The 22,447-nt window shown below is 43.8% G+C and carries 23 protein-coding genes; 17 read left to right on the top strand and 6 right to left on the bottom strand.

Annotated elements, in window-relative coordinates; genetic code table 11:
- The first annotated feature begins 16 nt into the window (after positions 1-16).
- A complete protein-coding gene (locus ACQSGY_RS09415; protein ID WP_427051649.1) occupies positions 17-490 on the top strand; it encodes an NUDIX hydrolase in 474 nt (157 codons plus the stop codon).
- Between the two features lie 73 nt (positions 491-563).
- On the top strand, positions 564-1,007 hold the full coding sequence (locus ACQSGY_RS09420; RefSeq protein ID WP_427051650.1) for a hypothetical protein: 444 nt from the start codon (positions 564-566) through the stop codon (positions 1,005-1,007).
- A gap of 63 nt (positions 1,008-1,070) precedes the next feature.
- Here the strand turns inward: ACQSGY_RS09420 and ACQSGY_RS09425 are convergent, their stop codons facing one another.
- The gene (locus ACQSGY_RS09425; RefSeq protein WP_216513557.1) at positions 1,071-1,520 is read right to left on the bottom strand and encodes a DUF1569 domain-containing protein; all 450 of its coding nucleotides are present in this window, start codon (positions 1,518-1,520) and stop codon (positions 1,071-1,073) included.
- 157 nt (positions 1,521-1,677) lie between these two features.
- Here ACQSGY_RS09425 and ACQSGY_RS09430 point away from each other — a divergent pair, with 157 nt between their 5' ends.
- The 14 genes from ACQSGY_RS09430 (at position 1,678) to ACQSGY_RS09495 (ending at position 14,952) form a co-directional block, all read left to right on the top strand.
- The gene (locus ACQSGY_RS09430; protein ID WP_427051651.1) at positions 1,678-2,454 is read left to right on the top strand and encodes a class I SAM-dependent methyltransferase; all 777 of its coding nucleotides are present in this window, start codon (positions 1,678-1,680) and stop codon (positions 2,452-2,454) included.
- Positions 2,451-3,275 (top strand): methyltransferase domain-containing protein, encoded by an 825-nt coding sequence (locus ACQSGY_RS09435; protein WP_427051653.1) that lies wholly within the window; start codon positions 2,451-2,453, stop codon positions 3,273-3,275. The genes ACQSGY_RS09430 and ACQSGY_RS09435 overlap by 4 nt, the downstream gene beginning before the upstream one ends.
- A gap of 83 nt (positions 3,276-3,358) precedes the next feature.
- Positions 3,359-4,318, top strand: a complete 960-nt coding sequence (locus ACQSGY_RS09440; protein ID WP_427051655.1) for a hypothetical protein — start codon at positions 3,359-3,361, stop codon at positions 4,316-4,318.
- Between the two features lie 68 nt (positions 4,319-4,386).
- Positions 4,387-5,205, top strand: coding sequence for a phosphotransferase family protein (locus tag ACQSGY_RS09445; RefSeq protein ID WP_427051656.1), 819 nt, complete (start codon positions 4,387-4,389; stop codon positions 5,203-5,205).
- Positions 5,206-5,217: 12 nt separating this feature from the next.
- Complete coding sequence (locus tag ACQSGY_RS09450) at positions 5,218-5,667, top strand: GNAT family N-acetyltransferase (RefSeq protein WP_427051657.1); 450 nt, start codon at positions 5,218-5,220, stop codon at positions 5,665-5,667.
- A gap of 51 nt (positions 5,668-5,718) precedes the next feature.
- Complete coding sequence (locus ACQSGY_RS09455; RefSeq protein ID WP_427051658.1) at positions 5,719-6,168, top strand: hypothetical protein; 450 nt, start codon at positions 5,719-5,721, stop codon at positions 6,166-6,168.
- A 38-nt stretch (positions 6,169-6,206) separates the two neighbouring features.
- Positions 6,207-6,491 (top strand): hypothetical protein, encoded by a 285-nt coding sequence (locus ACQSGY_RS09460; RefSeq protein ID WP_427051659.1) that lies wholly within the window; start codon positions 6,207-6,209, stop codon positions 6,489-6,491.
- Positions 6,492-6,496: 5 nt separating this feature from the next.
- Positions 6,497-7,036, top strand: a complete 540-nt coding sequence (locus tag ACQSGY_RS09465) for a GNAT family N-acetyltransferase (protein ID WP_427051660.1) — start codon at positions 6,497-6,499, stop codon at positions 7,034-7,036.
- A gap of 246 nt (positions 7,037-7,282) precedes the next feature.
- On the top strand, positions 7,283-8,164 hold the full coding sequence (locus tag ACQSGY_RS09470; protein ID WP_216513565.1) for an AraC family transcriptional regulator: 882 nt from the start codon (positions 7,283-7,285) through the stop codon (positions 8,162-8,164).
- A 22-nt stretch (positions 8,165-8,186) separates the two neighbouring features.
- On the top strand, positions 8,187-9,458 hold the full coding sequence (locus ACQSGY_RS09475; protein WP_427051662.1) for an ABC transporter substrate-binding protein: 1,272 nt from the start codon (positions 8,187-8,189) through the stop codon (positions 9,456-9,458).
- 100 nt (positions 9,459-9,558) lie between these two features.
- On the top strand, positions 9,559-10,464 hold the full coding sequence (locus tag ACQSGY_RS09480; RefSeq protein WP_188593220.1) for a carbohydrate ABC transporter permease: 906 nt from the start codon (positions 9,559-9,561) through the stop codon (positions 10,462-10,464).
- Positions 10,464-11,288, top strand: a complete 825-nt coding sequence (locus ACQSGY_RS09485; protein WP_145402663.1) for a carbohydrate ABC transporter permease — start codon at positions 10,464-10,466, stop codon at positions 11,286-11,288. Before ACQSGY_RS09480 ends, ACQSGY_RS09485 begins: the two co-directional genes overlap by 1 nt.
- Before the next feature lie 5 nt (positions 11,289-11,293).
- Positions 11,294-13,849, top strand: coding sequence for a hypothetical protein (locus ACQSGY_RS09490; protein WP_427051663.1), 2,556 nt, complete (start codon positions 11,294-11,296; stop codon positions 13,847-13,849).
- A 35-nt stretch (positions 13,850-13,884) separates the two neighbouring features.
- Positions 13,885-14,952 carry a glycoside hydrolase family 88/105 protein gene (locus tag ACQSGY_RS09495; protein WP_427051664.1) on the top strand — a complete coding sequence of 356 codons (1,068 nt, stop codon included), beginning with the start codon at positions 13,885-13,887 and terminating at the stop codon, positions 14,950-14,952.
- 162 nt (positions 14,953-15,114) lie between these two features.
- Here the strand turns inward: ACQSGY_RS09495 and ACQSGY_RS09500 are convergent, their stop codons facing one another.
- The 5 genes from ACQSGY_RS09500 to ACQSGY_RS09520 form a co-directional block, all read right to left on the bottom strand.
- On the bottom strand, positions 15,115-15,429 hold the full coding sequence (locus tag ACQSGY_RS09500) for a cupin domain-containing protein (protein WP_427051806.1): 315 nt from the start codon (positions 15,427-15,429) through the stop codon (positions 15,115-15,117).
- Positions 15,430-15,545: 116 nt separating this feature from the next.
- A complete protein-coding gene (locus ACQSGY_RS09505; RefSeq protein ID WP_427051665.1) occupies positions 15,546-16,373 on the bottom strand; it encodes a helix-turn-helix transcriptional regulator in 828 nt (275 codons plus the stop codon).
- A 184-nt stretch (positions 16,374-16,557) separates the two neighbouring features.
- Positions 16,558-17,574, bottom strand: coding sequence for a sugar ABC transporter substrate-binding protein (locus tag ACQSGY_RS09510; protein WP_427051666.1), 1,017 nt, complete (start codon positions 17,572-17,574; stop codon positions 16,558-16,560).
- Positions 17,567-19,156: a response regulator gene (locus tag ACQSGY_RS09515; RefSeq protein WP_427051807.1), complete on the bottom strand. Its 1,590-nt coding sequence runs from the start codon at positions 19,154-19,156 to the stop codon at positions 17,567-17,569. The genes ACQSGY_RS09510 and ACQSGY_RS09515 overlap by 8 nt, the downstream gene beginning before the upstream one ends.
- 5 nt (positions 19,157-19,161) lie before the next feature.
- Positions 19,162-20,988, bottom strand: a complete 1,827-nt coding sequence (locus ACQSGY_RS09520) for a cache domain-containing sensor histidine kinase (protein ID WP_427051667.1) — start codon at positions 20,986-20,988, stop codon at positions 19,162-19,164.
- 236 nt (positions 20,989-21,224) lie between these two features.
- Between ACQSGY_RS09520 and ACQSGY_RS09525 the strand changes: the two genes are divergently transcribed.
- Positions 21,225-22,244 (top strand): substrate-binding domain-containing protein, encoded by a 1,020-nt coding sequence (locus ACQSGY_RS09525; RefSeq protein WP_427051668.1) that lies wholly within the window; start codon positions 21,225-21,227, stop codon positions 22,242-22,244.
- Positions 22,245-22,447: the final 203 nt, after the last annotated feature.

Here is a 22,447-nt window from a genome sequence, read left to right on the forward strand (position 1 = left end):
GAGAACAAGGAACAGGATGAATATTCGTACGGTGGCGTTGGCCATTTTCACACGTAATGATGATGAGGTGCTTGTGCAAGAGTTTCGATTCCCCGGAATTTCAACCACGTTCTATCGCCCTGTTGGCGGTACAGTTAAATTTGGAGAAAACAGTGAGCACACATTAACACGAGAAATTAGAGAAGAGTTAAATCAAGAGATAGAAGTTTCACAGCTGGTAGCTGTAATCGAGAATATTTTTGGCGTTGAAGAGACAGGGCATGAAATTGATTTTATTTATGAAGCAAAATTTAAGAACACCCATGTGTACAGTCAGACGGAGCTTCAAGGTACAGAAGGCAAAGAGTCCTACAGAGCTGTTTGGAAGTCCATACACGATTTTGATGAAACAAAAGCGGACATAAAGCTTGTTCCAGATGGACTACTGGCTCTATTAACTGGGAAAAAGAGCAGAGATTCTCAACCTATAATTCATATCAGGACAAGGTAGAATCCAATACGTAATGTAACCCAATCATATCATCCGAAAAGTGAGGGAATTCATGAAAATCAGGAGAAAGAGAATGATGATTTTGTATACTTTTTTCATAATCATCGCTTCTTATTTCGTATTAGATCCGCTCATTGTTCTAGATCGAACAGATCAAGCGTTGGGGGATTATGATTTTGTTCGGTCATCGCCTGATGCTGAGGTGTTAATTGAAGGAACAGGAAAGCAGCAAATTTCAGATGATCAAGTGTTCACCACCCTGAAAATCATTCGTACAAACTGGAATAAAACCCCACTGGCTCTGGATGAAGGAAGTATAATTGAAGCAAAAGAATATTTTGTTGTGTATCGCAATCTAACAATTATGGGATCGCAGTGGATTCCTGGCAGAAGTTTATTCGGTATGGGAACAGATTATGTGCATGTGAAAAAAGGAGAACGAAGAACGCTGTATTTGGCGTTTAATCCAGAAACCAATAAACTATTGATATTGCCTTCCAATCTGGTCAGTCGATGAAAGATAATCACACAACAGAATGCATAACCGGAACAAAAGTGCATAACCGAACACGTATAAGCGCTAAACTCCAAATTGCTTAAGATGATGATCCAGGTGCTTATATATGCCTTTACCCCATTGCTCGGTTGTTAATTTTCCGAAGAAGGGATGGGGATGGCGGGAGAATTTTTCAGGATCACCTTGTTGAAAAACAACAATCTGCTGCTGGAGCTTTTCTTTCTCTTCCAAAAACTCTCTCTGGTCATTAATAATAATGGTCGAAATCGTTGACATGTTATGAGGCAGGGGCTTTTCATTATAAAACATTGGTTTCGCAAACGGTCCAATAAGTCTTCCAAGTAATCCTCTAGGCGGAAAAGCATTACCTAATGGAATATCATGAAAGGCTGAACAGTGAGCCAGCATTTGGGAGACCTGCATCGTTCCCCATTTAGGGACAGATATTTCACTAAGATGATTCATCCGCTCTGTAATCTCATCAGCATTTATCGTAATAAATATACTTTTCACAGAAACACCCCTATCCTTCAGGATATAAAATACAAACAAAACTAGCATTATTCTATTATTGAGAGGTTTAACTTCTTGTTATCAAGAATAATAAAATATGGTAAGTTTAGTCAACGTACTATGGAAGAATTACAATAGAAAGCGGAGGCTGATTTAAATGGAAAACAAGGAAACGTTTAATCTTGTGGTTAATGAATATGAACAATATAGACCCGTCTATCCGAGCGAAATGTTTGAAGATATTTTTACATATGTACAGATCGATCAAGAAGATTCCATTCTGGAGATTGGATGTGGAACAGGGCAGGCTACCGGAGGTTTGGTAAGTAAGGGCTACACAAACATTACGTGTATTGAACTAGGGAGTAACCTGGCACAGTTCACCGCAGATAAATTCAAGTCCTATCCCTCGATTCGAGTGATTAATACTTCCTTTGAGGACTGGGATGAGGAAGGAAAGCGTTACTCCTTAATTGTGTCAGGAACAGCCTTTCATTTCATCAAACCGGAGATCGGTTATCGCCGCGCTTGGGAACTGCTCGAGGATCAAGGTGGTATCGGCCTTTTTTGGACGATTCATGTTCCGACTTTTGACCCACTGCATAATGAGATTCGTTCCCACTACACCGCTTTAGCCCCTCATCTGGATGATTCTCACTATCCTTCGCCAGATGAAGTAATTCAGGAGCGTAAAGAAATTACAGAACAATCCGGCTTGTTCACGGACATTGAGGTTAAGGAGTATAACTGGATACAGACTTGCTCCAGCGAAGAATATGTCGCGTTATTAAATACCAATTCAAAGCATCAACAGCTGGCTGGGGATGTTCGGCGTTCACTTCTGGAGCGAATCAAACATTCCATTGATGGTGCAGGAGGAACTATAGATAAACAGCACAAGGTTGCTCTGTTTCTAGGGAGGAAGAACCTATGAGTGATCTGCGTTCAACATACAATATTCAAACGGCGGTGTTAAGTTTTCAAGAGGAGTTGGAGCGGTTAAAGGTTCAGGCCATCATGGGGTGGCCCAAGGAGTTCCGCAATCTGGAGTGGTATGGTTTGAAAAACGGGATGCGTGTATTGGAGGTCGGAAGCGGTCCTGGTTACATCACAGAGCAGTTGCTGAACAATCTGCCGGACAGCGAGATCACCTCGCTTGAGATTGATCATACGTTACAGGCGCAAGCCAAAGAACGGCTGAAAGACGTTTCTTCCGAGCGATTGAAATTTGTAGAATCCTCCATTTATCAGATCGATCTGCCGGATGAATCGTTTGATTTTGTCGTGGCAAGACTGATCTTTCTTCATCTGAACAATCCTGTCGAAGCTGCGCAGGAGATTTATCGTGTGCTCAAGCCCGGCGGCCGCCTTGCCATTATAGATGTGGATGATGGTGTTTTTGGGGCAGTCAATCCGGACGTTCCTGCAATGCACACCGTATTGATGAAAATTGCGAAGGTTGTTGCACAACACGGCGGTAATCGGTTAATTGGCAGAAGTTTGCCGCGACTCCTTTCTGAGAGCGGATACATTAATATTGACATTGATTCCGTTCTGCAGCACAGTGACGTACTGGGCATCGAAGGTTTCAAGCAGCAGTTTAACCTGCAGCGTTTTGTACATTTTGTAGAAAAAGGTGTGATCCGTTCGGATGAATTCGCTCAGCTGCAGCGAGCTTCTGGAGCGATAAATCACTCACCGGAAGCCTATGCCATGATGAATTTTATTACAGCTTGCGGCACGAAGCCGCTCTAAGAATTCTATAGGTTTGAAACAACGATTATTTGTACGAATACTGTTCATGAGACGGTAAGCTTTCTAAGAGACGGAGGATGGGAATGAATATCACTCAAGCTTTTCAGGAAACTGTAGTTCAAGGAGATCACCAGGGCATGATTGATTTGCTAAAAAAATATGAACATTCTAACAGGCTGTCTGTCAATGAACGCGGCTGGGTGTACTGGAATGTTTCAGATGGCTATGCCTTGTTAAGAGAGCCGAAACCGCTGTATGCCAATCATCTGGCATTCTTCGAATGGGGAAAAGAAAACCTCGCGCCGGAGCAGTTACACTGGATCGTTACGGACTCGACACAAGCGTTGTCACTTTCTCTAGGAAACGACTTTAATCATTGGATCGATTGGTACCAGTATGCTTGCGATCATGCACCGAAGCTGGATTCCAATCGCGGCGCTCGTTTCGAGAGCCATCGGGCATTATGCGGCACGTTCTGGGCATTAGAGAGGTACAGCGAGATGGCCCAAGCACTGGAGAACATGGAACAGCTCATTGAGGAAGATGATCAGTGGTGCAATCTTCTTTTTGCCCGGATTACATATAACAAACAGCGTCTGGCTTATCTGTATCACTCCAGAGACAACAAAGGAGTAGATTCGCTACTGCATGAAACGTTGCTTTTTATAGACCAGATTGACTGGTCTTCGCTAGACCGGGTGAAAAAAGAGGAAGTGATCGGCAGCTGGCAGTGGCTAAATGCATCCAGAAGCTCACAGAGAGATATTCACATTGCGATGAATAATCTGGCATGTATTTTGACGGATATTAAGAAGCATGAGGAAAGTGTGGAGTTGTTCAGGGGGCTGGTGGATAGCGGATATACCTTGAACGGGTATGCTTTTTCCAAGTATCTTTGTTCGGTTTGGGAGTCAGAAGGGATTGAGGCTGTTCGCGAAACGTTAGCGGCCTGCGCGACTTTTGAAATGTCTGAATTGGTTCAATATAGCCCAATGTTATCTGAAGTCCTGGAGCAACTTAAGCATGACAAGAATGAGAATTAGTAGAGGGCAGTAAGAAAGTAGGAATGTATGTGATGATGCACGATATTTTGTTCAGTAGGTATCCGAATGTGAAAATTGTTGAATTAACAGGGGGCTATACCAATAAGACCCTTCTACTTGAGGGAACTGATCCATTGATCATTGCCAAAATCTATCATGTGAATAATACAGATGCAAAAACAGAAATAAGTGCACTTAAACTGTTAACTCATTCTAAATTGACTCCGCGAGTGTATGATTCCTTTGAAAAAGATGAATGGTTGTTTGTTACGATGGACTACGTTCCGGGAGTAAACGTGCAGGCGCTTATCGATCAAGGTGGCCTGGATCAAGCCAAGACAATATATGAGCAGCTTGGGGTATATCTTGCCACAGAGGTGCACTCCATCAAACGAAATCATGGTGAAGCAGAACTGCCAGTGTTAGAAGAGTCAGCTATTCATGTGCACGAACTGGAGTTTGTCCCGTCTGAGATGCTCAGTACAGTAAAAGAGGTATTGACCACTCTGGAGCATGGAGAGCATACGTTGATTCATGGCGATTATGGACCGCATAATGTAATGTTATCTGAGAATTCGATGTTCATCTTGGACTGGGAGTGGGCAGGATGGGGCAATCCTCTGTTGGATGTCGCATGGGTAGTGTGGTTTGTATATCTTCATTATCCTCATATGGCGAAGGAACTCTCAGAAGTTTTCCTCAATGCATATACAGAACGTACAAATATTGAAATAACAGGTGAGGTGATTCGGACATATTCCGTATCGAAGGTAATACAGATTATGAACCGAATTAAACATGCTCATCCAGATGTACAGAAGGAATGGCTGCGAAGATTGGAATGGACGCTGCAAACTAACTTTGGTGTAAACAAAGGAAACGATTAGGAGGAATATCAAATGACTGTTCAGGTAAAACCAGTTTCGGTGGATGATTGGTTTGCATGTACTCAATTAGAGGTAACTGAAGAACAGAAAAAAACGTTCCCTGCACCCGTCGTTTATTGGTTGGCTGAATCCAGATTTGTTACAGATTTTCATCCCATGGCGATCTACAACGGTACGAATCTGGTTGGTTTTGCAGTGTATTCCGATCAAGCTCATGATATGGGTGACTATTGGCTTCCTGCTCTAATGATTGACAGTAAGTTTCAAGGCAGAGGGTATGGAAAAGAAGCATTGCTGGCTTTAGCTCAATGGATGCAAACAACGCTGAACTGTGAACGTATTCTGATAGGACATAGACCTGAGAATCGGGCGGCAAGTAGTTTGTATGAATCTCTCGGTTTTCACCGGATAAGTGAAGAACTTATCGATGGTGAGGTTGTTCGAGCTTTGCAGTGCAATTGATGGACGATATCTGCTTGGGTACAACAGTTTATTCAAATAGGAGACAGGATTATGGATTCAATACAATTTAAAGTTGAATATTCAGAAGAGCAAAAGGCTTCCGTTATTAGTATTTATGTTAATGATGAATCTTTGATCGAGCGCATGAAGCGTTACGAAGCCCAATTCGAGTCCGAAATTGCTGGTTTGTATGAAGGGCTTAATATCGATTTGGTGGATCATATTGAAGCGCACTTTACAGGCAGGCTGCAGGAGGATGATATCTTTAATTATGAAGGAAAAACCTTAGTTCTGGGCTGTAACTGCGGACTGCCAGATTGCTGGCCGCTGTTGGTGAAAATCACAGAAACAGGTGACTCCATCATGTGGAGTCATTTTGAACAACCCCATCGAGCGGAAGATTCCCCGGGAGGATACTGGGATTATTCCAATTTTCCCCCTCTCCATTTTCAAAAAAGAGAATATATTGAACAGCTCAATAACATCTCCAGGTCTGATTGACCCGCTCGAATCGTTTTCTAGAGAGGAGGTACAAGAAGTTGAACATTTTCAAAAAGCTGACCTTCTGGTTTGTGCTTTTCTCGTTATTAGTCTGTTTCAACAATCTATCTGGAAATGATGATAAAAATATTTTGATTTATTTGACGAATCCGTTCAATCCTTTTTTGAACAAGTGGTTGACAGGTATCAATACCAACCCGGAGACCACTTATTTGTTTCAACCGTTAATTTATGGATTGCATCTGCTTTTTTGGACAGGATTAGGTCTGATTATTGACAAGTTATTAAAAAAGGATAAGAACAAGAAACACACCGGGAGGTGACGAATTTGTCTCGTTTATATGGAGAACGCATCGTGCTCAGAGAATACCAAGACGCCGATCTGGAGTATATGAAAAACTGGGTCAATGATCCGAGTATAACAGCCAATTTATCAGACAATTTCTTATATCCTCATTCAAGTTATGCGACAGAATCTTTTTTCAAAACGATGGTTGAGGGGACGTCTGCAAACAAAAGTTTTGTTATCGGAGATGCAGCATCACTGGAATATATAGGTCAAGTTGACCTGTATAAAATTGATTGGAAAAACCGCTTTGCTTCGCTAGCGATCGTGATTGGAAGAAAAGAATGCTTGGGCAAAGGTTATGGCAGCGAAGCCATCCGCCTTCTTCAGAGGTTCGCTTTTGAAGAACTCAATCTAAACCGCTTGGAACTTGAAGTATATGAGTATAATCAGGCGGCTCACAAGTGTTATATCAAGTGTGGATTTCAAGAAGAAGGGCGCTCTCGAAAGAAAATATATAAGAACGGCACGTATTGGGACAGTATAGTGATGAGTATTCTGAAAAATGAATATGAAAAATGAGCATACTTATCTGCAGGTTTGTGTATTTACCGCGTCATAGCCCAAGGGCTGGACAGCGGTTTTTTTATTTCCAGCATGCAGCTGCGTGAAATTATTTAAAACATTTGCAACAATTGTGATCAACAATACAGCAATATTGTTTAGATTTAATCGAAATAACTGTGATACAATTCATTGTAAAGCGCTATCATTTTAAATTATTGAACTATATTGCTATTTATATTCTGAGAAGGGAGATCCTCATTGATGTTAACCATACACACCCCGACGAATATAGCATTGCAGGAGAATGAAGTTTATGTGCGGTCAGAAGCTGATAATTTTCAGGATGAATGGCCTGTGCATACGCATAACGGTTATGAGATTCATTATTTTATTCAAGGGGATGCAACCTTCTTGATCGGTGACCGAATATACAAGCCGCAGCCTGGAGATATGTTTATTTTTAGAGGCGGAGTTCCCCATCGGATTAATCCTTCCAGGGAGATTGTATACAAGCGAAGTTTTGTTAATTTTACGGAACTTCTGCTAATGGACATGCTCGAGCTTAGTCAATTAGATAATCTCATGTCCATATTTCGTCATCCGAATGGACTATTGGTACACTGGTCTCCCGAGGAGCGTGAATACATTACAGGCACATTTAAAGGGATCAAAGAGGAGATGGATGCCCGAAGTACGGGATGTAAAACGATGGTCAAACTAATACTTACTCAATTGCTGCTGCGAATTTATCGGAAAATGACCAGTGAACAGTCCGTCGATCCGATTCCGATTTCTTCACAGAAACAGTCCAGTGTGAGCCGGGTTTTACATTATTTAAACCAGAATTATGCGGAGAATGTTTCGCTGGATGAACTCTCCCAAACGTTGCATTTGAATAAATATTATATCTGTCATTCCTTCAAGGAGACTACGGGATATACCATTAGTAATTATGTCATACGCAAAAGGGTAGCAGAGGCCAAAAAGCTGCTGATCTCCACAGATGAATCTATTTTGTCCATATCGGAGACACTTGGCTTTAATACACCTGTATATTTTAGTAGGGCTTTTAAACAATATGTAGGTGTCTCACCTCAGCTTTTCCGTAAAAACGAATTGCTTAACGCAGTTAAACACCATTAATTCCTCTTAAGGAGATGTTGATATGACAAGAAAAACATGGATTAAAATGAGCATCAGCGTTCTAATGATAGCGGTGCTTGTCATGCTGACTGCTTGCAATAATACGGGGAGCAACGCCAGTGGTAAACAGTCAACGCTCGATTTCTTATGGTTCTCGGATGGGAACGAAGGAGAAGTTGTTAAACAAATTATTAAAGATTACGAGCAGAACAATAGCAACGTTAAAATCAATCTCATCGAAGTCGGCTTTAAAGATATCCAGACCAAATTAAAAACGATGTTATCTGGAGGTAAACCGCCAGCATTGAGCCGGGTTACAGATACGGGGTCTTTTGCGAATCAGGCCGTTGATCTTACCCCTTATGTAGGAAATGCGGAACAATTCGAGGATCAATTTATCGATTCCCTTAAACCTTATTATGTTATGGACAACAAACTGGTAGCCGCGCCGATGGATGTCACAGCGAATGGGCTGATTTATAACAAAACCTTGTTTGATAAAGCCGGTGTCAAGGTGCCAACTTCTCCAGATGAGGTATGGACCTGGGATGAATATATCGCTGCATTGAAACAGGTGATGGCCAAAGGCGGAGCGCGATACGGGATGGTATGGGATGTCACTCCGCATCGGTGGTCTACGCTGTTGTACCAGAATGGTGGAAGCATCTTGACGGAGGATGGCAGCGCGGCAGCGATTAACAGTGAAGCTGGAATTCGTTCTATGGAGATGTTCAAGCAGCTTCATCAAGAGGGAATCATGCCTGAATCGGTATGGCTCGGTGGAGAGAACCCGAACAACCTGTTCCGTTCCGGTACGGTAGCAACTCACTGGGCTGGTAACTGGATGATTAACAACTATAAGGATATTACCGACTTCGAATGGGGAGTTACTTATATGCCAAAAGGTACGCAGCGTTCTTCCGTGCCAGGAGGAAAGTTCCTTATGGCTTTCAAAGGCAGTGGACAAGAGCAGGAGGCAGCTAAATTCATCGAATATTTAACGTCCAAGGAAGTCAATTCGAAATATAATCAGGAGTCATTGTTCATGAGCCCACGTAAAGACAGTGCCAAGCTGAATTATGAATTTGGCAAGGAGATGTTTGAAGTTTTCTCCGATGAACTGAAAAACAGTTCGCCTCTTGCAGCGAGTGACTGGTCCAAGCAAACACTGATTTCCAAAATTTCAACGGACTTGAAAAACAATATTATGGACGTATTATCCGACAAAGCAACACCGCAACAAGCTTTGGACATTATGGCCAAGAAGATTAATGAAGCGATTGCCAGTCAATAACACGCAAAGCGTGACATAAAGTTACGTGGTAATAACAACGGGGGCTTACCGATTCCTGTTAAGCCCCCTTTCCATGTACTTATAAGGAAGGAGCACACAGATGAGTGAAACACAACGATCCAATCCAAAAACCTTGGCAAGACAGAACAGGAAGCTTCTCATCGCTCCGTATCTGTTTATACTTCCCAACCTCCTGATCTTTGGTATTTTCATCGTTTTTCCCTCTTTGTTGGGATTGTATTATTCTTTCCATGTTTACGATGGACTGAATCCGATGAAGTTCAACGGTCTGGACAATTATATCAAGATCATGACAGATGGGGAATTCTGGTCAACCATTGGCCGAACAGGCATCTATGCCGTCATTGTTGTTCCGCTAATTTATGCAGCAGCATTAGGTATTGCTTTGCTGCTTGCTCGTGAGATTCGAATGCGCGGCTTCTTCAGGGCGATATTTTACTGGCCAACCATGATATCTTTTATCATCGTAGGTTTGACCTGGAAGTGGATTTTCGGAGATTCGTTTGGCATTCTGAATCATTTGCTCACGATGGCAGGTGCCGAGCCGATCGGCTTTCTGACCTCATCTTTCTGGGCCAACACGGCTGTAATTATTGCAACAGTATGGTCACGGGCGGGCTTTTTCATGGTCATTTTTATCGCGGGCTTGCAGGCTATACCTACAGATTATTATGAGGCTGCTCGCTTGGATGGAGCAACGGGTACCAAAGTGTTTCGTTATATTACCCTGCCGCTATTGAAGCCGACAAGTTTACTCGTGGTCATGCTTTGTCTCATTGACGCGTTTAAAGCCTTTCCACTTATGTTTGCGCTTACAGGCGGGGGCCCGGGCAAAGAAACCACTTATATTGTTCAATATATTTATGAGATTGGCTTTAACAGGCAGGAATTAGGTCTTGCCAGTGCCATGTCCGTCGTTTTGTTTATACTTATTGGCGGTTTCTCGGCGCTTCAATTCCGCTTATCGAAAGGAGGGGCTGTCTGATGGTGATGAAACCTATGGCCAAAATAATGATCTACGGTATATTGATTGTGGCCGCAGTGTTGTGGCTCCTGCCTGTGCTGTGGGTTGTGATCTCTGCCCTGAAGACCAATAGCGATCTGTACAGCTTTCCTCCCAAATTGTGGCCAGATCCAGTGACCTTTGAACATTTCACGGCGGCATTCAAAAAAGGTGATTTTGGCTTGTATTTTATGAATAGTACGATTGTCACGCTGTCTTCAACGCTGCTGCTGCTGTTGATTAACTCCATGGCAGGTTTTGCACTTGCAAAGTATCGTTTCCGTGGAAGCTCAATCATATTAATTGCTTTTATCTCGACTCTTATGATTCCCATTGAGGTTATCATGATTCCGATCTTCAAAGTCCTAAGTGCACTTGGTCTATATAATACGCTGCTTGCAATCATTATCCCGCCTGCCGCAACTCCGACAGGGGTGTTCCTTATGCGGCAATACTTGCTGACCGTACCGGACGAGCTGCTGGAAGCGGCACGGATGGATGGAGCAGGTGAATGGAAAATTTACTGGAGCATTATTCTTCCCATAGCAAAGCCGATCCTCGCTGTGCTTGCAATCTTTTCTTTTATGTGGAGATGGGATGACTTTGTATGGCCGTTAATCGCAATTAGTGATCCATCCAAATATACGATCCAGCTGGCGCTCTCTAATTTTATTGGGGAATACAACGTCGATTGGGGAAGCCTGCTTGCGATGTCCGTCATCACGATGCTTCCGGTACTGATTGTATTTATGGTTTTCCAGCGTTATTTTGTCAGCGGTATGATTACTTCAGGCATGAAAGGATGAGCTAGATGTTAGAACCCACCCGTAGCGGGATGCAAACTTTGGATTACAAGCCCATGAAATTGGGCGGTAATCAGGTTATCAATCATTGGTTAATCAGTGGCATATATATGCAGCCTGTAGCTTTTGTTCCAACAACGATGGAAGGCGATATTAATGATTGGCTTATTGATGGCTTTGCCATTCATGAGAACCCGTGCAGACAGGAATTTGTTGAAAATAGAAGATCACAATCTGTACCCCGATTTTTTGAACAATTAAGTGAGTTCCCAAGTCCCGGGGATCATTTTGAGGGGGAACAGGATGGGATGCCCTGGGAGATTTATTCTCCCTGGGGCAATCCACGAGTAGAGAGATCAGGTTTTTGGTTTGTACCTACCCATCTTCGCAGTTATGCGGCGACACGCCTCGTATCTCCGGTCGCTCATACGGCCTCATTCCGAATCAAAACGTATGGAAGCTTGACACTGTGGATCAATGGAGAACAGGTGACGGATTTTGCGCCGCTCGTTCGCAACAAGGAGCAGGAAGTCGTTATTCAAGCCGAGCTGCTCGCCGGAATCAATGAGATTTATGCCTGCTGGGAGGATCTGGCTGAACGAGATACGATGTATGCATTTGCAGTAGAATACCTTGGGAACGAGCAGTTACATATTTCACTGCCTATTGCTTCCCATTTGGTAGAGCCTGTGCAATCCGCTGAGCGAGCACTGGAACAAGCCTATTTCGCTTCAGATATTTTTAGAGGTGAAGAGATTAAGCTTCGTCTTCCACTTCCCTTGCCAGATATGGTTAGAGAGATGCATGTCGAGTATGGCAACTTCTTTGATGGCACCGAAAACAAAACGATTCACATCGCTGAGAAAGAAACGGATCTGATTCTGGGACATACCAATGAACTCGGCCACCACTACGTATATTTCACGCTGACGATCTCGGTTTCAAACGTATTGTTGACCAAGAAGTTTGGCTGTCAATCCTACGATACCCGTTATGATGAGGCTGCTCAGCAAGCTAAGGATATTGAAGCACGGAAATCTTTGGCTCTGCAATGTATCGCCGAGAAGGGAAGCTCTAACATTCACACAGCGATCGCTATGCTCAAAACCAATGGTAATGTGCAAGAGGCGGAGAACATGCTACTGGAAGGCATCGAAGGCATTGAACAGCGGAAGGATTGCAGCGATTTTTATCTGGTTGGACTGTTCCGTCTGTGGAGAGATGAACGAAATAGCGGTTTGTTCAGTGAAGCGTTCTGGGATCGGGTAAAAGCAAGTATTCTGAACTATCGTTACTGGATTGATGAGCCTGGTGACGATGTGATGTGGTTTTTCAGTGAGAATCATGCCTTGTTGTTCCACACCAATGAGCTTTTAGCTGGACAACTGTTTGGGGAAGAAATGTTCACGAATAGTGGGGAAACAGGTGAAGTGCATCGTCTGAAAGCAGAGGAGAGACTTGCCTTATGGTTTGAGCGCTTTATGGACGAAGGATTGGCAGAATGGAATTCCAGTGCATACATTCCCATTGATGCCGTTGGACTCTTGCATATCTATGAGTTTGCTCAGAATGAACAGCTTAGAGAGCAAGCGAAAAAAGCAATGGATTTGTTATTTTATTATATTACGGTACAAATGCACCGAGGGGTTATGTCTACGACGTTTGGCCGTAGCTATGAGAAGGAATTGCTGGGTAGTTATGCGGCGGGAACAACGTCCATGTGCTGGATCGGTTATGGTGTCGGTCACGTAAATAATTATTCAATCAGCAATGTAGCCTTGAGTTTATGCGATTACATGCCTCCTGCGGAATACCAGGAACATCTCTTGCTTGAGGAAAATCAGCAGCTAACGTTTACCAATCAGCAGGGCAAGGGAGGATATGCCAAACTCTATCATTATCGAACAGCGGAGTACGCACTTTCATCTATCATACGCTTTAGACCAGGCAAGCAAGGTTATCAGGAGCATGTCAATCATCTCTCCTTGTCACCTGAAGCGCAGGTATGGGTGAATCATCCCGCAGAAATATACAAGCATGGAGATGGCCGCCCTTGCTTCTGGGCTGGTAACGCGATTTTGCCCGACGTCGTTCAGCATGAAGCTATAGCTTTGATGATGTTTGATATTCCAGCAACCCATACTTCCGATTGGACACATGCTTATTTTCCTACAAGTTTCTTTACAGAGTGGGCAAAGCATGAGAACTGGTATTTTGCCCGTCTGGATAAAGGGTATGTGGCACTATATGCAGCGAATGGAATGAGCATGGAGAAGAACGGAGTGACAAGAGAGCGTGAGCTTATTTCCCCAGGATTGCGTAATGCCTGGATCATCAGGGCAGGAAGCGAACTGCAATTCGGATCATTTAGCAACTTTATTAACCAGGTTTGCTCCGCCAGCCCGCAATTCGACAGCGCTTCTCTTACGCTCAGTCTGATCGACCCTGTATACGGTTCCATTCAATGGGGAATGAACAAACCTTTTCTTGTTCAAGGGGAGGAAGTCATCCATGCAGGCTATGGTGTAAAGGGACAGCTGGTGCTGCAGGATATAAAGCGTTGAATCGTGTGTAATAAATCTAGGGAGTGACAGCCATAATGCCGAATCAAGTCGTACTTCTGGAGAACATAAACAAGGTATCCGATGCGATGAAATCGATGAAAAATACAAGCATCAATGAACAGTTTCCGATTGGACTAATCGATATCCATTTGTGGGAATGGCCGCAAGGGGTTGGACTTTATGGTCTCCTTCAGCTCTATGAAGCAACAAAGGATGCAGAGGTGCTTCGTTTTCTTGAATCCTGGTACGATGCAAGATTAACGGAAGGATTACCGGAGAAAAATGTGAATACGTGTGCACCGCTGCTTACGTTGATTTCGCTATGCGAGCTGACCGGGAACGAGAAATATGAACGTGTTTGTGAAGAGTGGAGCAGCTGGATTATGGAGGAACTGCTGCGAACCGGAGATGGTGCATTTCAGCATATGATCACGGGCGATGCGAATGATGGCCAAATTCTGATAGATACTCTATTTATGACCGTGTTGTTTTTGGGCAAAGCAGGAGTGCACTTTAAGAAACCAGCCTATGTGGAAGAAGCCAAGCGGCAATTCCTTGTGCATATTAAATATCTCTATAATAAACAAACCGGTTTGTTCTATCATGGCTGGGATTTCAATGAAAATCATAACTATGGAGCTGTTCATTGGGGAAGAGGCAATGCATGGTATACGGCTGGAGTGATGGATTTCCTGAATATCATTCCGATTGAGGATGGGCTAAAGGCTTATCTGCTGGATACAGCGACTGCGCAGGTTAGAGCGCTTGGCAAGCTGCAGCATGAGGACGGGATGTGGCATACGGTTCTGGATGATCCAGACTCGTATAAAGAAACCTCCGCAACGGCAGCGTTTGGATACGGTATTCTTAAAGGGATTCGGTATGGCTACCTGGACGAGTCCTATCGGAATATCGGTATAAAGGCACTTGAAGCGGTGCTGCGACACATTGATCATAACGGAGTAGTACAGCAGGTATCTTATGGAACGCCTGTGGGCAACGATGCCCAGTTTTATAAAGAAATACCGATCAGTCCGATGGGTTATGGGCAAGCGCTTACCCTGTTTATTCTGATTGAGGCATTGCGGATTCCAGAAGCTTAATAGGGGATGGTCCATAATCTGCTTAAATGTTTAATAACCGTAATGAAAAAAGGGACAAAGTAAAGGTTGATCTTACTTTGTCCCTTTTGAATGGATCGGCTTGTTTTTCTTAATCAAAAGGCTTAGGTTTGGTATGGGATTTGAGACGGCCCCCTTCAGGAATTATTGCTCCTTAGGTTCCATCAGCATGATATGACATTCGTTTTCGGCAGAAGGTTTGATTTCAAGTTCCTTCGAAACTATAAACATTTCGCCTTTAGCGATTCTAACTTGATGACCATCACGCAGATCAATGATCATTTCTCCTTCAAGCACGAAAAAAACTTTATCTGTTTCTTCATGAGCATGCCATTCATATTCCCCAAGCATCTTCACAAGTTTAAATTGATAATCATTCATGTCGCCAATGTGTTTTGGAGACCAATAATCATCAAATTTGTTCAGTTCTTCGGTCGGTTTTAATATTTGGTAATGGATAATAATTCCTCCTCATTATGTATTTTCTTGTCTGCGTTATTTCAAAAAGGTGTTCTTTGAACTTGTCTATAAGTATACGAAATTGGTTTTTCATTTAAAATGGATACCTGATGAAGTCAGGATGGATTATTGATGAATCGTTGACGGTAGGTAGTAGGCGAACATCCCACAAGCCTCTTGAACACTCTGCTGAAATAAAAAGCATCCTGCATGCCAACAGCTTGTGCAATTTGTTGTATCGTTACATCGCTTGCAAGCAGCATTTTCTTGGCCATCTCTATGCGGTAAGTGGATAAATATTCTGCTGGTCCCATCCCGGCATATCGTTTGAATACATACGATAGGCGATTTCGATTAACGTCATACTGCTCTGAGAGAGAGGTAACGGTATGATTGAAATAATAGTTTTCATGTATGTAATGGGATACCTCCTTGAACAAGGCAAGGGAGTCCCGGCTCGTCCGTCTGTTAACAACAGACAGCAGGGCTTCATTAAGTACATCACGAAATAACACTTCAGTTTGAAACATCGAGATGCCTCCAGGCTGATTGTACACTTGCCAGAGTTGCATAATGAGCTCGTTAAGCCGAGGGGATTGTCCCGTGGGTAATGCAAAATGCTGATTGGAAAAACTGGATGCCTCAAGTTCTGAACCATATGTCTGATATAAAACAAGAATGTATTCCCAGCTGGTATTGTGAATTGTTTTTTTAGCAAGCTTCATTTTGGCACCACCATGTACAACTTTCCCAGGCGATAGAATGTAAGGCGTTTCATTAAACTGAAATTGTATCCTTCCCGTAAGAGGAAACACAAATCCGGGAAATGCATCCGTATAGTCAGCGTGCGGCACCCCGGTCGTTTGGGCATATTTATAGATTCCTTTGACCTGAAAAGGAGTGTGAGCAAAATGCTCTGCTAATTGATTAACGTCTATGTTCACATGATCTGCTCCGTTTCCAATGTGTTTAGAGATTTAATGATAAGATCTTAATCTCACCTCCAGACTATTGATAACCATTATCAATGTCAAGCAGAATAGATTTATCGATTTTATACTCCAATGATTAATATGAAGCTATCAGGAAGAATTTTCTGTAATGATTGGAAAAAGTAATTGCAATGAATTACTGATTGACTTCAGTAATCCCCGTATCCATAAATTCCTCCACAGCAAGCCTGTCGCTTGCACGGAGCAGCGTTTCAATAATTTCCGCTCCCCACATCCGTTCATTCTGCGAGATCACAGCAGATAACTGTCCATTCATCAGTCCTTTATTACTTGTAGAGGTGTCACCTAATGCAATTAGATGCCTGTTTAACCCTTTGGCTTTCCAGACGAGAACAGAGGCCGAGACAGATACAAAATCCAGCCCGACCACTGCATTAAAATGCGGATGAGCATCAATCATGGCTTCAATATCGGCTGCAGCCCGAGCTTCATTGCCTTGATTGTATTTGACCTCCAGCACTTCAATCGCTGTTTCATTGCGAATATAATCAATAAATCCGTTCAGCCGCTGCTGCAGCCCGTGCATCTCTTGCAGCCCGCTCTCGACCAAAATCATACCTTGATTACTCAGCAGTCTTGAGGTGGTGATTGCGAATTGTTGTCCCGTACGATAGTTGTCAGCACCGATATAAGCAGTGCGCTTGCTGGAAGGCGCATCGGATTCGAAAGTCAGCACGGGAATACCGGCCGCTATTGCTTTATCAATAACAGGTGTGAGCGCGGCCGCGTCCACAGGGGATATGGCGATACCATCAACGCGCTGTTTGATCATGTTCTCCAGAATGCGGATTTGCTGCTCCGTATTGGCTTCATCTGGTGCATTGACGTTCAAGGTGACCTGATGCTTTTCAGCGGCCTGGGCAGCATCCATCGTAATCATCTCATAGGTTGAATATGTCATCGGGTAGATGATGCCGAAGGTTTTGCTCTTCTCAGACTGTTCTGTAGATGCCGCAGCGTGCAGACTGGTTTCCCGCTCTGAGGGTCGTAATCCACCTGATTCACCTGAAAGAGAAGACAGCGTTGAGCCAGCAGGCACACTTGAATCAGAAGTTACGACCGCACAAGAAGTGAGCATGAATAGAAGCAGCATCGTAAAGAGGAGCCAGGCAGTGCATTTGGATTTAGTCATACATGGGCTCTTCGATCTGATCGGATGGCGGTTCATGAAATGGCATAACTCCTTGTGAGCGAAATTCTTTGGGCGTGCAGCCCGTTGTTTTTTTGAAAATATTAGAGAAATAGTGCGGGTCATTATAACCTACCTTGTAGGCAACTTCAAAGGTTTTGTTGCTTGTTGTTTTCAGCAGTTCCTTGGCCTTGTTGATACGCACCTGAGTTAGATACTCTGTGATCGTCTGACCGGTTTCCTGACTGAAAATTTTGCTGAGATGGCTTGAGCTGATTCGAACATGGGCAGAGATGGTTTTCAATGAAACCTGCTCATTATTATATTGTTGTGATACGTAGGATTTGACCTGGTCAATGACATCACTATATTTGCCAGAGGATGCGGCCCTTCGCTGCCATAATTGATCCAGCAAAGTGCACAGGTACTGCTTGCAATGCTCCCAGCTTTCAATGCTCTCGATCATCTGCTGCAGGTTCCTGATATTTTCATCTGCATCAGCCCCCATCCGAAATAGCTGATTCGCCATGCGAAAGGACTCAAGGGTCAGATCGTTTAACAAATAAAAGCCATACGTTGAGGTATGCCAGTCAACAGATTTCAGCGGGGAAGCAAATTCTTGTACAAAGCTGTCACGCAGCTGAGGGCTGCCGAGCTTGAGAAATTCAAGGAACTGACGGCGATCCAGAAAAACATTTATTTTCTCATGCAGCTGAATGCCGCGCAGCGAGGCTTTATTTTGCAGGGTCAGACGTGTAATATATTTATCTTCATCTGCTTCCAGATAGGAAATATGAATGCCCTGCAAACGTTCCTGCATGCTGCCAATGCCCAGAATGATGCTGCAGTTAAACTGCTGCTCCAGCTCCAGACGGGTATGCCCCCGAAGCGCTTCCAGACACGTGTTGATGCTGTCCTTCGAGTTGGATTTAAGCAGCAGCACCAATTCGGTGCGGCTTCGAATGTAAGCCAGAAGCTCGGCATGCACGCTGCAAGCTGTTTCCAGAACATGCAGTATTCTATTCAGCACTTGCTCCGAGTGCTGTGACTCATCGTGTAGTCTTATATCGACAATGGCGATGGCGTAGAACCTGGCTGATAGGGGGAGTGACAGTTTCTTGGCGGAATCAATAGCATCACTTGTACCGATGAGACCACCACACAGATCGGCCAGCAATTTTTCTTTAGTCATGGCAAGACTCATCATCCGCTGCTCCTCTTCATCCATTTTCTGGCTGACCTGATGCAAAATCTGAAGAAGTTCTGCCGCGCTGACAGGCTTCAGGCAATACTCGGTTACACCAAGCCGGATCGCTTCCTGAGCATAACGGAATTCATCATGCCCGCTCATAATAATGATCTTGATCTCAGGCTTTTGGGCACGGATGATGGAGGCCAGCTCTAATCCGTCCATAAACGGCATTTTGATGTCGGTGATCAGAATATCAGGTGCCCATTCTTCAATTAAAGGTAAAGCCATCTCTCCATCAGGAGCATCCCCGCAATAATGAAACCCTTCCTTCTCCCAATCGACGCTGCTGCGAATGTTTTCCCGAATAGCAATCTCATCGTCTACAATTATCACTTTTTTCAATGCCGAACCTCCTTGCTCTTTGGAATTCGAATTTTAAATGTACTTCCTTCCATATATATGCTGTCCATTTCGACACCATAGGAAGGACCGAAATAGAGCCGAATCCGGTGATGTACATTCATCAGACCAAATCCGCCTTCCTGTTCTTGTTTGGGAGGGGAATGGAAGTCTGAAGATTGTTCCAGTGCTTCTCTTAATTGAGCCAGCTGCTCCTCAGACATGCCAATACCATTGTCCTGTACGGTCAGCACGATACTTGTTTCATCTGCACAGGCCTGGATCAAGATAAGTCCTTGACCACGTTTGTTTTTGATCCCATGGTAGATCGCGTTTTCGATCAGAGGCTGCAGTGTCATTTTCAAAATCGGATAATGCTGCAGCTCAGGGTCAACCTGGATTTCGTATGACAAAATATCGTGATAACGCATCTGCTGAATAACCAGGTAATTGCGGGCATGGTCCAGCTCGGTTTGAATCGTTACCCAATCGAAGCCGTTGTTCAGACTTATACGGAAAAATTTGGAGAGGGCCTGAACAAGCGTGATCACACTTTCCTTTTTGTCAGCTTCAGCCATCCAGATAATCGATTCCAATGTGTTGTACAGGAAATGCGGATTAATCTGTGCTTGCAGTGTGCGCAGCTCGGCTATTTTTACCTGCTCATTTTCCTTGATGCTCTGTTCCATCAGCGCTTTGATCTGCTCCAGCATCGTATTAAAGCTTTGACCGAGATCTGCGATTTCGTCTGAGCCCGCAGGGGAGACCTTGGCTTCCAAATAACCGCTCGCCGCCTTGCGCATCTTGTTCATCAGAATCTGAATAGGGAAAATCAGTCGATTATTCAGGAAAAAATATAAAGAAATAGCAAAGAATGCGCTTAACAAAACACTGATGATGATTAACTGCCGAATGCTGTTGGCCTCTGCGAGAATTTCTTGAAAAGGAGCTGCTCCGACGATCTGCCATCCCGTTTGTTTTGACGTGCTGTATACGACAAATTGGGGTTTGGCACCTGTGGACAGATTAAAGCTGTCCTTCCGGGCGTGTACGGACATCGAATTAATCTGCTCGATGACGGCAGGGGTGGCCTGCTCAGATGGCGGTTTAAACAGTGTCTGACCATATTGATCATTAATATAAAAGAAGCCGGAATCCTTGATCTTTGTTGTTGTCAAAAAATCATCAATGAACGCGTCATTCATGTCAATCACAATAAAACCGATGACTTCCTGTGTAATGCGTTCTTTGACAGTGGTCATAATTGAAAGCGCATTCTGCTTTGGGTACACAAATCCGTCCAATTGATTCTGTTCAGCGTAGGGCGCGGCATGCGGGATGCGTAAAATGGCATCGGGATATTGCACCAGATACTGAAAATAGGGATTCCGAAGCGGGTTGCGTTCCAGCTTGAATACGCCTTTGCGTTCACTGAGGCCTTTGCCATAGAAATTAACAAAAGAAATATTCAGAACCTTATCATATTTGTAGGTTTCACGATAAAGATTGTACGTCTGTAAAATGGCTTTGGCTTCGGCATAAGACTCGGATTGGGAGTACAAATATTGAAGCACCTGCGGATTTTTGCCCAGCTCCAGCAGTCGTTCCGTATCCTCGAACATAATATCAATGTTTCTTGCCAGCTGATCAGCAGCCAATTGTGTGGAAGCTTTATTATGATTCGATACGACGGTGTACGACTTATGGTAAGAGATTAATCCTACAACGATAAGCGGCACTGAGCTGAGGATGATGAACATGCTGAGCAATTTAAGTCTGAGGCTTGAAGTTATCCATTGCACAAGTTTCAACGTCTTCCACTCCATCTGAAGGGATCAGGATAATATAGGTAGCATTATTATAACATGAATTTTAACCATTACAGATGATCGCAAAATAGTACACCAATATCCAAAGAAATTCCACATTTTCACAGCAAGTCCTCTAAAATTACTAAATTATTACATAAAAATCGCATCACATTCCATGTTAGTTCATGTTGTAAGCGTTTTATAATGTGATCACACCGCACAAGGTGAACTTGGAAAGGGAGGATCAACTGATGCAAAGCAAAAAAAAGTGGGGACTTGTATTAACGCTGGCGATGGTCATGCTTGTCAGCACAGCTTGTAACAGCAAAGGAGCATCCGGCACAGACCCAGCGAACTCGGCAGGGGGAGAGGGGAGTACACCTGCGAGTGCGCAGACCATTACCCTTGGTTTTTCTCAGGTCGGTGCGGAGAGTGGCTGGCGTTCAGCGAATACAAAATCCATTCAGGATTCAGCTAAAGAAGCAGGTTATGACCTCAAATTCTCGGATGCACAGCAGAAACAAGAGAATCAGATCAAAGCCTTGCGCTCTTTTATTCAGCAAAAGGTAACGGTTATTGCCTTTTCACCTGTGGTGGAGTCCGGTTGGGATACAGTACTGAAGGAAGCCAAGGACGCAGGTATTCCTGTTATTCTGACGGACCGCGCGGTGGATTCGGCGGATAAATCCTTATACAAAACGTTTATCGGTTCAGACTTTGTGGAAGAGGGACGTAAGGCAGGACAGTGGCTGGCGGATCAGTACAAGGATGCCCAGGAGGACGTGAATATCGTTGAATTGCAGGGCACAACAGGTTCTGCACCAGCGAATGACCGCCAGGAAGGGTTCATGGAGGTAATCGGATCAAACGCCAAGTTAAAAGTCATTGCATCGCAAACAGGTGATTTTACACGTGCCAAAGGCAAAGAGGTTATGCAGGCTTTCCTCAAAGCACATAAAAAAATCGATGTTCTGTATGCACACAATGACGATATGGCGCTTGGGGCTATTCAAGCGATTGAAGCAGCCGGCTTGAAGCCAGGCGTAGATATTAAAATCATTTCTGTGGATGCCGTGAAGGATGGAATGCAGGCAGCAGCTGACGGCAAAATCAATTTTATCGTCGAATGTAATCCGCTGCTTGGGCCTCAATTAATGGAAGCAGTGCAGGCTGTCGTGGACGGCAAAGAGATTGAAGCCCGCATCGTCACTGACGAAACAACCTTCACATCCGAGCAAGCCAAAGAAGCATTGCCAACACGTGAATATTAAAAGCAAATGCGAATAACAAAGAAAAGTCATTTTTCGACCTGACTGTCGCTAAATGACTTTTTTCTGTAGCAACTTTGCATATACCTGATGAACGCTTTATTTGATCTGACTATGTAAGGTGAACTATTTATTTACACGTTAACGGAGAGGACAGAAAAAACCTGAAAAAGCGGAGCGGTCGCCTTTATCACCGGATTTTCCCC

Source organism: Paenibacillus sp. TC-CSREp1 (assembly GCF_050171015.1).
Lineage (GTDB): Bacteria > Bacillota > Bacilli > Paenibacillales > Paenibacillaceae > Paenibacillus > Paenibacillus silvae.